The sequence below is a fragment of the Streptomyces sp. NPDC033178 genome, from assembly GCF_055577685.1.
This window is the reverse complement of the sequence record NZ_JBVIPT010000004.1, coordinates 387,060-396,399: the sequence shown is the minus strand read 5'-3', so window position 1 is coordinate 396,399 and position 9,340 is coordinate 387,060. Positions and strand designations below refer to the sequence as shown.

Sequence of the window (9,340 nt, the reverse complement as noted above, 5' to 3'; positions counted from 1 at the left end):
CAGGTCGTCCCGCGCGCTGCCCACATGCCGAACCTGGAACAGCCGGAGGCGTTCAACGCGCCCCTGGCTTTTGTCTTTTAAGGGGCGCGGGGAACTGCGCGACCAGCCACGACGCACCCGCACCCGGCAGCGGTCCTCAACCATCCCCCCACATCCCCCGTCTTTGAGGGAGGATCCAGGCAGACGGAAGGGGCGGACTTGGGCGGTGCGACGGCTGAGGCGCAGGAGTGGACCGAGGACGACGACGCCCCGGTGTCCCGCCACGGCGGAACCCGGGCCGGCGCCTGGTTCGCCGCACTGCTGCTCGCCGGCGTGAGCACAGTCGTCGGGTGCCGCGTCGCGGACACCGACGGCATCACCCCCGTACCCCAACTGCTCGCGTTCCTGCCCTGGCTCCTCGCCCCCACCGCCGTCGCCCTCCTCTTCGCGGCTCTCTCCCGCTGGCGTCTCGGCCTCGTCTGGAGCGTGGCCGTGCTCGCCGCGCTCGCCTGGTACATCGAGCCGTACGGAAAGAGCTCGCAGCCCGATGGCGCCCCGGTCGCCGAACTCCGCGTGCTCACCTCGAACGTCGAGTTCGGCCAGGCCACGGACGGACTGATCGACGCGATCAGGGACCAGCGCCCCGACCTCGTCTTCGTCCAGGAATGCGAGTACACGTGCGAGGAGAGGCTGGAGCAGGCCTTCGGAAAGGACAAGAACGCCAAAGGGGGCAAGGGAGGCGGAGAGGGCGGGGCGGACAGCAGGATCGGTGCCGTCGGCAAGGGCTCCTACCCCTATCGCCAGGCGGTCGAAGGCGCGGGTTCCGACGGTTCGGTGATCCTCAGCCGCCATCCCCTCAAGCCCGCCGCGGGCATCCCCGCCACCATGGGCATGCCCGGTGCCACGGCCGATGTGAAGGGCCACGAGATCCGGCTCCAGCTGGCCCATCCCATGCCCCCGCTGCCGACGCACCTGTCCACCTGGCGCGCGGAACTGTCCGGCCTCCGCGACTACGCGGCCGCGAACCGCGCCCGGCCCACGGTCCTCGCGGGCGACTTCAACGCCTCCCAGGACCACGCGGCCTTCCGCCGCATCCTGGACGCCGGGTTCGGGGACGCCGCCCGCCTCACCGGCGACGCCCGCACGCCGAGCTGGCCGGCCAGAACGGCCCCGCCCCTCGGCGCCCAGATCGACCACGTCCTGGTGTCCCGGGACTTCTCGGCGAACAGGGCCCGCTTCCTGGACCTCGGAAACACGGACCACCGGACGCTCGTCGTGGACCTGACCCTCTTCAAGAGCACTTAGGGGCAGGGGGAGAGGTCGGGCGGGAAAAGGCGACGCGGGCCGCCCCTGTGCAGGAGGGACGGCCCACGTCAGTGGGGGGTGGGTGGTACATCCAGGGGGACCTACCGGTCCTGGTTCACCTTCGCCAGTGCCTTCGCGAGGCCGTTGGCCCACAGCTGGTCGACGCGGGCCCGCTCGGCCGCGTTCGGGTTCGCGTTCGTGCAGGACGTGCCGGGGCCGCCGCCCGACATCAGCTCGCTGCAGGGGCCCGTGTAGTGGTCGGGCAGCCCGAGCACGTGCCCGGTCTCGTGGGCGGTGACGCGCGTGGAGTCGTACTGCTCGTTCTGCGCGTAGTCGAGGAAGATGTAGCCGCGGCCGTGCCCGTCCGTGGAGGCGTACGAGCCGCGTGAGTCGTTGCCCTCGCGGTACGTGAAGTCGGCGTTGGAGCCGGACTGGAGCTTCACGTTCGAGACGGAGCTGTTCCAGATCTGGGTGCTGCGGGCTATCTCGGCGCTGAAGGAGGGCGCGGAGGAGGCGTTGTAGACGACGGTGACGGCGGCGGCCTTCGGGTTCGCGGCGCGCTTCTCGGCCACGGACGTCAGCACCGCGTCGAAGAACGCCTTGTTGGCCTTGGCCTCCTCGCCCGAACCGTTGTAACCCGCGAAGGGGGCGGCCGGGGCGACGGGCGCGGGCGCCGCGGAGGCCGGGACGGCCCCGAGCACGGCGGCCGTGAGGCCGAGCCCGACCGCGGCCGAGAGAACGGGTGTGGACAGACGGGTGGACAGTCGCATCGATGACTCCTTGAGTGGGGGGTGAAGTCGTCATCGGTGAGTGTCTGCGTCTGTGAGACGGCTGTGATGATGGCAATCCGAGATAGGACGCAGCTATCACCCGGTCAGAAACGATCACCAACTGTCGACTACTGATCATTTACTGATCGGTAGCCAACCCAACTCGCCCCCTTCGGTTGGGGTTTGTGCGTCTGGTGCGGCTCGTGTGACCGTCCTAGGCTCACCGCATGGAGCTCGAGGTGAGGCACCTCCGCGCACTGTGCGCCATCGCCGACACCGGCAGCCTGCACCGGGCGGCCCGGCAACTCGGCGTGGCCCAGCCCTCGTTGAGCACCCAGCTCAAGCGCATAGAGCAGGAGCTCGGCGGCCCGCTCTTCCTCCGCGAACGCACCGGCTGCCGGCCGACCCCGCTCGGCCGTATCGTCCTGGGCCGCGCCCGCCCGCTGGTGGCCGAAATGCGTGCCCTGGTCGCGGAGGCGCGGGCCGCCGCGACGGACGACGACGGCCCCCAGCTCCGGATCGGCTCCACCGCGAGCCGCGCCCTCGCGGGCTGGCTGCGCCGGCTGCGCGCGCGGCAGCGGGAGCCGGTCCTGCAGATGGACGTCTCCCCGAACGCGCTGCTGCGCATGCTCGCCGACGGCCGGCTCGACGTCGCCTACGTGCACGAGGTGGAGGGCTGTCCGCTACGGGTGCCGGAAGGCCTGGCCCTGCGCGTCCTGGTCGAACGCGAGCCGCAGTTCGTCTCCCTGCCCGCCGACCATCCGGCTGCCGCGCACGCCGAGGTGCAGCTCTCCGACCTGGCCGAGGACCGCTGGATGATCGATCCCACGGTGGACGGCGAGTGGGACGCGGTGCACCGGATGCTGCGGGCGGCGGGGCTCAATCCCCGTGTGCTGCACGGGGATTACCACACGGCCGCGTCACTCGTCTCGACCGGCGAGGTCGTCACCGTGTGCCAGCCGACGTGTCAGCCCGGGCCGGCGATGGCCGTTCGGCGGATCCAGGGGGATCCGCTGGGTGTACGGCTGTTGCTCGCGGCGCGTACGGAGGGGGAGTTGGACTCCGTGTTTCCGGGGCTGTGGGAGGCGTACTCGGAGGTTGCCCGGGAGGCGCCTGGGTATCGGGAGTGGCTGGATCGGGTGGGTGTGTAGGTGCGGGTCGGTCGGGGCTGGTCGCGCAGTTCCCCGCGCCCCTAAAAGCAAAAGACAAAAGACCAGGGGGTGCCCTCTTCTTGAAGAGGGCACCCCCTGTTGCAGCTCAGACGCCGATGTCGCAGCCGTCCTTGCGCCAGACCGCCACGACCGACGGGCGGACCATCTTGCCGGGGCCGTCGGGCCAGATGCTGGCGGGGTTCTCGACGGTCGCGCCGGTGATCTCGCCCGGGTGCTGGACCGCCACGAGGACACGGCGGTCCTGAACGATGGGGCCGCAGGTCTCGGCGCCCTTCGGCACGGTCAGGAACTGCTTCAGCTCACCGCGCCGGTCGCCCTTCGTCGCCACGCCGAACAGACCGTCGTGGGAGCCGAGCTGGGCACCGTCCGTGGAGATCCACAGGTTGCCGTGCGGGTCGAAGGCCACGTTGTCCGGGCAGGAGATCTGGCTGACCTTGTCCTTCGGGAAGCCCGCGAAGTACGTGGCCGGGTCCTTCGGGTCGCCCGCGACGAGGAACAGCGACCAGGCGAAGGTCGTGGCGTCGGCGCGGTTGCGGCGCTCGGTGAGCTCCAGGATGTGCCCGTGCTTGTTGGCGTTGCGTGGGTTGGCCTCGTCGGCCTTGGCGTTGGAGCCGACACCGCGGTTGGTGTTGTTGGTGAGGGCGACGTAGACCTTGCCGGTGTGCGGCGAGGGCTGGATGTCCTCGGGGCGGTCCATCTTCGTGGCGCCGACCTTGTCACCGGCGAGGCGCGTGAAGACGTACACCTCCTCGGCGGTCATGCCCTCGACGTGCGAGACGGCGCCCTTGGCGGTGGCGGTGGCCAGCGGGATCCACGTACCGCTGCCGTCGAACTCGCCGTCCGCCGGGAGCTTGCCCGTGCCGTCGATCTCGGTCGCCGGGGAGTCCCCGGTGAGCTTGGCGACGTACAGGGTGCCCTCGTCGAGGAGCGTCAGGTTGTGCTCGCGGGCGGAGCGGCTGTTGCCGTGGCGCATCCGCTTGCTGCCGACGAACTTGTACATGTAGTCGAAGCGCTCGTCGTCGCCGGAGTAGGCGACCGGGCGGCCGTCGTCCGTGAGGCGGATGGTCGCGCCCTCGTGCTTGAACCGGCCGAGCGCGGTGCGCTTGCGGGGCGTCGAGGTGGGGTCGTACGGGTCCAGCTCGACGATGTAGCCGAAGCGGTGCACCTCGTTCGGCTCCTGGGCGACGTCGAAGCGCTTGTCGAAACGCTCCCACTTGCGCTCGGTGGCGCCGGTGCCGATGCCGTAGCGCGCGTCCGTGGGACGGCTCGCGCTGGCGAAGTACTGGTTGAAGTTCTCCTCGCCGTGCAGCGTCGTGCCCCAGGGGGTCTCGCCGCCGGCGCAGTTGTTGAGCGTGCCGAGGACCTTCTTGCCGGTCGGGTCGGCGGAGGTCTTGAGGAGGTTCGAGCCGGCCGCCGGGCCGGTCACCCGGAACTCGGTGGTCGCGGTGACGCGGCGGTTGAGGTGGTGACGGGGTACGGCGGTGAGCCTGCCGCTCTTGCGGTCCTCCTCGACCACGACGACGCCCAGACCGTGGGCGGCCCAGGCGACCTCCACCTGCTCGCGGGTGGGGTTGGCGGCGTCGTATCCCTTGAACATCAGGATCTCGTCCGTGTACTCGTGGTTCGCCACGAGCAGCTGGCGGCCGCGCTCGCCCGGCAGCGGGAGCAGGGCGAGGAAGTCGCAGTTGTAGCCGAACTGGCCCGCCTGTGCCTTGGCCGTCTGCTTGTCCGGGTCGAAGGCGGGGGCGCCGCGCAGGATGGGCTCGCCCCAGCGGATGACGACGTTCTGGCCGTAGCCCTCGGGGACGGTCACGGCGTCGGCGGTGTTGGGCGCGACGGGCGTGAAGCGGAGGCCGCGGGCCGCCTTGCCGCTGGTGAAGGCGGCGGGCGTGCCCTCGGGCGCCTGGGCGGCAGCCGGGGTCGCGCCCGTGCCGACGACCGCGCCCCCGGCGGCCGCGGTGACGGTCACGGCGGCCGCCGCGCGCATCATGGAACGGCGGCTGAGCGCTCCGGCGATGACGTCGCCGACGTATTCGTTGGCGCTGGTGTTGGGCGCCGGGTGGAAGCAGGCGTCACCACAGCGGAACCGACAGGTCATCTCAGAGCGACCGCCCGGGTGTGAGCCGGTCGAGCCGATCAACGGCAGCAGGTTGCGCACGTTCCCTCCCCTATGTCTGTGTCGGGCGTGACGCTATGGGCACGCCCGTTCGTGGGCGCAGCCAAGAGGTGAACGGGGGGTGAACCCCCGGAGTCCGCAGGGGAGTCGAGGCAAAGGGAAGGTAAGGGAAACCTAACTTGGAGGGCTTAATCGACCCTGCCCAAGATCTCCAAATCCTGCGGCTAACCTTACGTGTCCGTCCTGGCCAGGGATTGACGGAACCAACTCATGCGAAGGGTTGCGCACATGGGCATTCTCACCCGCCTGCGGAATGCGTTCGGAAAGTCACGCAAGGGGGACGCTGCCGCTGCTGCCGCCACCCCTGCCGCCGAGCCGAGCGTGCCGGCGGCCCGACAGGAGACGGCTCCCGAGCCGGTGCCTACGGCGGCTGAGCCGGCTCAGCCGACTCGGCCGGAGGTCTCGGTGCCGGCCCCCGCCACCGAGCCCAAGGCATCAGTGGTGGACGAACTGGTTTCGGCGGCCTTCGACAATGTGACGGTCCCGAAGCAGGCGTCTCCGACGGCAGAACCGGAAACGAAGGCCGAGCCGGCTGAAAAGACCAAGGCCGAGCCGGTGGCCGAGGCTGAGCCCGTGGCAGAGCCGACGGTCGGGGCTGAGCCGGCCGCCGAGCCGGCCGCCAAGGCCGAGCCCGTCATCAAGCCCGAGCCGGTGGTTGAGGCCGATCCGGTCGTCGAGACCGAGCCTGAGCCGGAGACGAAGGCCGAGCCGGTCGTGGAAGCGGAGGCCGAGCCGGTCGGCGAGGCCAAGGCCGAGCCCGTCATCAAGCCCGAGCCCGTCCTGGAAGCCAAGGCCGAACCCGTTGCTGAACCCGAGCCGGTCGTCGCGCCCGAGGCTGAGGCCGAGGTGAAGCCCGAGCCCGTCGTGGAGGCAGAGGCGGAGGCGGAGGCGGAGGCAGAAGCCAAGGCCGAGCCCTTGGCCGCCGCCGCCGAGCCGGAGGCCAAGGTCGAACCCGAGCTCGTCGCCGAGGCCAAGCCCGTCGTCGAAGCCGAGCCCGTCGTCGAACCCGAACTGGTCGTCGAGGCCAAGCCGGTCGTCGAGACCGAGCCGGAGCCCGTCGTCGCCGACGTGACCCCCGAGCCCGAGCCGGTCGTCGAGCCCGAACCCGAGCCCGTGGTTGCCGAGGTCACCCCCGAGGCCGAGCCCGTCGCCGCGCAGGCGGACGAGCCCGCGGTCGCCGACGGCGATGAGGTCCCACAGGGGGCGTCTGTGGTCGACGACGAAGGCGTCACGGGCGGTGCGGCTGGGAAATCCGAAGCGGACGAAGGCGAAGCCGAGTCCGAGGAGGTGGCCCCCGCCACCACCCTCGCCAAGGTCAAGGCCCACGCTCCCGGCCTCCTCACCGCCTACAAGGCCGCCACCTCCACCCTCGAAAAGCACAACCTCACCGGCACCCGGGCCAAGGTCTACCTCGTCCTGGACCGCTCCGCGAGCATGCGCCCGTACTACAAGGACGGCTCCGCCCAGGCCCTCGGCGAGCAGACCCTCGCCCTGGCAGCCCACCTGGACCCCACTGCCACGGTCCACGTCGTCTTCTTCTCCACCGAACTGGACGGCACCGGCGAACTCGCCCTCACCGACCACGAGAACAGGATCGACGAACTCCACGCGGGCCTCGGCCGCATGGGACGTACGAGCTACCACGCCGCCGTACAGGAAGTCCTCACCCACCACGAGAAGTCGGACGCCCCCACGGCCCCGGCCCTCGTGATCTTCCAGACGGACGGCGCCCCGGACGCCAAGACCCCCGCGACCCAGTCCCTCACGGACGCGGCGAAGAACCACCCCGGCGTCTTCTTCTCCTTCGTCGCGTTCGGCGAGCAGGACAACAAGGCCTTCGACTACCTCCGCAAGCTCAAGACGGACAACACCGCCTTCTTCCACGCGGGCCCGACCCCGCGCGAGCTCACGGACACGGAGGTCTACGAGGGCGTACTGGCGAACTGGCGCCCGTAGACCCACGCAGCCCCACAGGAACAACCCGCAGGAACACCACGGGAACAACCCGCAGGAACATCCACCGGGCCGCCCGCCTCCCACCCCTTGAAAGGGGGAGCGGGCGGCCCACCCATGTCGGCTACGATTTCAAGGTTCGTAAGACGGTCGACGATCGAAGCATCACCCACCGAACCGTCACCCCACGTAACGACCCGGGAGCAGCCCGCAATGGCTCGACACCTCATCACCAGCGCCCTTCCGTACATCAACGGGATCAAGCACCTGGGCAACATGGTGGGGTCCATGCTCCCGGCGGACGTGTACGCCAGGTACCTCCGCCAGCGCGGCCACGACGTCCTCTACATCTGCGCGACGGACGAGCACGGCACCCCGGCCGAACTGGCGGCGAAGGAGCAGGGTCTGCCGGTCGACGAGTTCTGCGCCCAGGCGCACGACGCCCAGAAGGCGGTCTACGACGGCTTCGAGCTGGCCTTCGACTACTTCGGCCGCAGCTCGTCCCCCCAGAACCGCGAGATCACGCAGCACTTCGCCCGCCGCCTGAACGAGAACGGCTTCATCGAGGAGCGCGCGATCCGCCAGGTGTACTCCCCGGTGGACGGCCGCTTCCTCCCGGACCGTTACGTCGAGGGCACCTGCCCCCACTGCGGCTACGACAAGGCCCGCGGCGACCAGTGCGAGAACTGCACCCGCGTCCTGGACCCCACCGACCTGATCAACCCCCGCTCGGCGATCTCAGGTTCGACGGAGCTGGAGGTCAGGGAGACGAAGCACCTCTTCCTCCTCCAGTCGAAGCTGCAGCACGAGGTCGAGGAGTGGGTGGCGCGGCATGAGGAGGAGTGGCCGCAGCTGGCCTCCTCCATCGCCCGCAAGTGGCTGAACGAAGGCCTGCACGACCGCGCCATCACCCGTGACCTCGACTGGGGCGTCCCGGTCCCGGCCGACACCTGGCCGGAGCTGGCTGCCGAGGGCAAGGTCTTCTACGTCTGGTTCGACGCCCCGATCGAGTACATCGGCGCGACGAAGGAGTGGTCGGACAAGGACCCGGAGAACCGCGACTGGAAGTCCTGGTGGTACGAGGCGGACACGGGCGAGAACCCGGTCCGCTACACGGAGTTCATGGCGAAGGACAACGTCCCGTTCCACACGGTGATGTTCCCCGCCACGGAGCTGGGCGTACGCGAGCCGTGGAAGAAGGTCGACTACGTCAAGGCCTTCAACTGGCTGACGTACTACGGCGGAAAGTTCTCCACGTCCCAGAAGCGCGGTGTCTTCACCGACCACGCGCTGGAGATCCTCCCCGCCGACTACTGGCGCTACTTCCTGATCGCCAACGCCCCGGAGTCGGACGACTCGTCCTTCACGTGGGAGCACTTCACGGCCACGGTGAACAAGGACCTGGCGGACACCCTCGGCAACTTCGTCAACCGGGTCCTGTCCTTCTCCAAGAAGCGCTTCGGCGAGGAGGTCCCGGCGGGCGCGGAGGCGGGCGAGCCCGAGACGAAGCTGGGCGAGGAGATCGCGGCGCTTCTCTCGGAGTACGAGACCCAGATGGAGGCCCTCCAGTTCCGCAAGGCCGCTGCCGCCCTGCGCGCCCTGTGGTCGGCCGGCAACTCCTACCTGGAGGAGAAGGCCCCCTGGCTGGAGATCAAGACCAACCCGGACGGCGCGGCCCTCACCCTCCGCGTCGCGATGAACCTCATCCACCTCTACTCGGTCATCTCCGAGCCCTTCATCCCGGCCTCCTCCAAGGCGATGCGCTCGGCGTTCGCCCTGCCGGACGACACGGCGACCTGGGCGACGCAGGCCGAGGCGAAGTCCCTGAACTTCCTCCCCGCGGGCACCCCCTTCACGGTCCCGCCGGTCCTCTTCGCCAAGATCACGGACGAGGACCTGGAAACGTACAAGGAGCGCTTCGGCGGCGCCCCGGAGTAACCACAGCACGCATGGAGGAGGCGGGGAGGACGTCGCACGACGTCCTC

7 protein-coding genes are annotated in these 9,340 nt (G+C 70.0%); 5 read left to right on the top strand and 2 right to left on the bottom strand.

Annotated features, from left to right (window positions below; all coding sequences use genetic code 11):
* Together ACZ5VQ_RS12495 and ACZ5VQ_RS12490 are read left to right on the top strand one after the other, a co-directional pair.
* On the top strand, positions 1 to 81 hold an 81-nt coding region (locus tag ACZ5VQ_RS12495), incomplete at its 5' end, for a hypothetical protein (protein ID WP_469105015.1).
* Positions 82 to 198: 117 nt separating this feature from the next.
* Positions 199 to 1,284, top strand: coding sequence for an endonuclease/exonuclease/phosphatase family protein (locus tag ACZ5VQ_RS12490; protein WP_469104837.1), 1,086 nt, complete (start codon positions 199 to 201; stop codon positions 1,282 to 1,284).
* 101 nt (positions 1,285 to 1,385) lie between these two features.
* Here ACZ5VQ_RS12490 and snpA read toward each other — a convergent pair whose 3' ends face one another.
* Positions 1,386 to 2,054, bottom strand: coding sequence for a snapalysin (gene snpA, locus ACZ5VQ_RS12485; RefSeq protein WP_469104836.1), 669 nt, complete (start codon positions 2,052 to 2,054; stop codon positions 1,386 to 1,388).
* 227 nt (positions 2,055 to 2,281) lie between these two features.
* On the opposite strand from snpA, the gene ACZ5VQ_RS12480 reads away from it, so the two are divergent.
* A complete protein-coding gene (locus ACZ5VQ_RS12480) occupies positions 2,282 to 3,205 on the top strand; it encodes a LysR family transcriptional regulator (protein ID WP_469104835.1) in 924 nt (307 codons plus the stop codon).
* A 106-nt stretch (positions 3,206 to 3,311) separates the two neighbouring features.
* On the opposite strand, the gene ACZ5VQ_RS12475 is transcribed toward ACZ5VQ_RS12480, so the two are convergent.
* Positions 3,312 to 5,384, bottom strand: coding sequence for a PhoX family protein (locus tag ACZ5VQ_RS12475; RefSeq protein ID WP_469104834.1), 2,073 nt, complete (start codon positions 5,382 to 5,384; stop codon positions 3,312 to 3,314).
* Positions 5,385 to 5,630: 246 nt separating this feature from the next.
* Here ACZ5VQ_RS12475 and ACZ5VQ_RS12470 point away from each other — a divergent pair, with 246 nt between their 5' ends.
* Positions 5,631 to 7,358, top strand: coding sequence for a VWA domain-containing protein (locus tag ACZ5VQ_RS12470; protein ID WP_469104833.1), 1,728 nt, complete (start codon positions 5,631 to 5,633; stop codon positions 7,356 to 7,358).
* Between the two features lie 210 nt (positions 7,359 to 7,568).
* Positions 7,569 to 9,293 (top strand): methionine--tRNA ligase, encoded by a 1,725-nt coding sequence (metG, locus tag ACZ5VQ_RS12465; protein ID WP_362071522.1) that lies wholly within the window; start codon positions 7,569 to 7,571, stop codon positions 9,291 to 9,293.
* Positions 9,294 to 9,340 lie beyond the last annotated feature (47 nt).